Consider the following 1,954-nt stretch of genomic DNA (forward strand, 5'->3'; position numbering starts at 1 on the left):
CGTTCAACACTCCCCCAATTAATATGCAAAAAATGTAGCATATTATCTCAGAGGCGTGTCATGTAAGTTCTGGAGGAATTTGAAAATTTTTAAAGGTTTTTAGAGGGAATAAAGTGATGATTTACAAAAAAGAGCTACATAAATGCAACCTGCAATTCTAATTCAGACTAAACTATGTTCTAAATGAAAAATAGAGTGAGCATATTATCTGGGGGTTGTGTAGCAATGGAACCAAATCACGCAATAAGCATTAGCGGACATTGTTCTAATGTATAAAAACAAAGACTTTCCAAAATTGGAGAGTCTTTGTTTTTATATTTAGAAAATAGGTTCATGTGTTGTCGTTACTTGTAAATGTCACCGCGATTTCCAACAGCTTGTATGTATATCACTTTCTCATCATGGTTTATGTCGAATATAACCCGAAAGGTTCCAATTCTAAGTCGATACAAATCAGGGTACCCTTTCATACTTTTAATATCTCCTTCAGGAGGAATCTCAAGAAGTCCCTTCAACCTTCTGCGATCCTCTTTTGCATAGCTTTCTCTTGTTTGGAGATAGATTTTAATGCGGACTTATGGTAAATCAACTTGTAGTCCGAACTCACGCTTCGCATCCTCCCCTGATACATATCCTTCTTCACTGTTTAGTTGTTCTAATTCTTGTTTAGATAATGGTTGATCATCTGGATCAGCCATATCAACCTGTTCCCAATGTTTAGGTTTCTGTTTTGAACGTTGAATAAGAAAATCTAGAAAATCAAATGCTGCTTTCTGATCTTGTTGGTCAAGACAGTCTACCAATCGATATAAATCTTCTTTACGAATAGCCATGTATTACACCCATCTTCGGTACGGTTTTAATGCGTCATTATGCACCTACCTGGCGAAGTGATTTTATTGATCCAAAAGGATGCATATCCCTATTATAACAAGGTTTGTCGCTGTGAATATTTATTTTTTTATCACGGATTCAGGTATTACTTTTATTAACAATATATTACTGGAGGTGAAATACTTCTTGTATAACTTGTATCAAATTTTTGTTATTAATGCTGTTGCAAGTGGAATAGATCACATAAATAATAACAATGAAGAAGATGAAGGAAAATAATTTGATTCATTCAAAGCCGCTATTCTTTTCTCCACAACAAAACCACCTCCTGTAACCATAATCGAAACGAGTTACTGGGAGGTGGTGTTAGTTGGTTATTTTACAATAAAGTAATATTAATTTTCCTTTATTCCTTTATGCGTATTGACCACTTGAATTCTTTGAATTTGTCCTTTGCAAAGTCATCTCCATAATTATTAATATGATCATTAATCTTGTCTAAGTTCTTTTCCAAGTAGGGATGTATTTCAGTAGTTTGAGCTATACCATATAGTCCATACAGATAATTAATTGATTCTCCAATTAAAAAACTATCTTTTAATTGTAATAGTACTGAAATAACTTCAGGAATGCTCTCATAAGCTTTTTTCGGGGTAAGACTTCTAGTAATCTCTTCATAAGAATTGCTTAAATACCAATCATTTAACTCTGTTTTCTTTTCCCAATCTTTGAATGCATCCCATAATTTTTGTTCAATGTTGTTTTCCATTATATTCACCTAATTTTTGAATTTAAAGTCATCAAATTTTTTCGTTTTTTTATTATAATTAAAATGTCAAGAGTGTTGATTAACCAATAAAATCCAAAAAAAACAACAAAAAAGGACACCTTTCCTGTAGAATGTAAGTACCAACCAACAAACCAAGGAAGAGGTATCCCTTATGAAAAAGAATACCACGCTCCCGAATTTACTGCAAAAGATTATTTCTGAAGATGAATTAAAAATGATTGTGAAAGCTGTTGGTTACAAGGATACTGCTCGAAAGTTTGATGTTCAAACGTTAATCGAGTATTTGGTAACAGCTTCAGCTAATGAGTGGAAAAGCTTTCGGCATGGGGC

2 protein-coding genes and 1 pseudogene are annotated in these 1,954 nt (G+C 33.2%); all 3 read right to left on the minus strand.

What is annotated here, in order from left to right:
• Positions 1–344: 344 nt before the first annotated feature.
• Positions 345–607 (minus strand): annotated as a pseudogene (locus tag MLD65_RS17900) (type II toxin-antitoxin system RelE family toxin).
• Positions 576–833, minus strand: coding sequence for a hypothetical protein (locus tag MLD65_RS17905; protein ID WP_243293177.1), 258 nt, complete (start codon positions 831–833; stop codon positions 576–578). Before MLD65_RS17905 ends, MLD65_RS17900 begins: the two are co-directional and overlap by 32 nt.
• A 407-nt stretch (positions 834–1,240) precedes the next feature.
• Entirely contained in the window at positions 1,241–1,603 is a 363-nt protein-coding gene (locus MLD65_RS17910; protein WP_243293178.1) for an ABC transporter, read from the minus strand.
• Positions 1,604–1,954: the final 351 nt, after the last annotated feature.

This window comes from Bacillus sp. FJAT-47783, assembly GCF_022808615.1.
Classification (GTDB): Bacteria; Bacillota; Bacilli; order Bacillales; family Aeribacillaceae; genus Bacillus_BZ.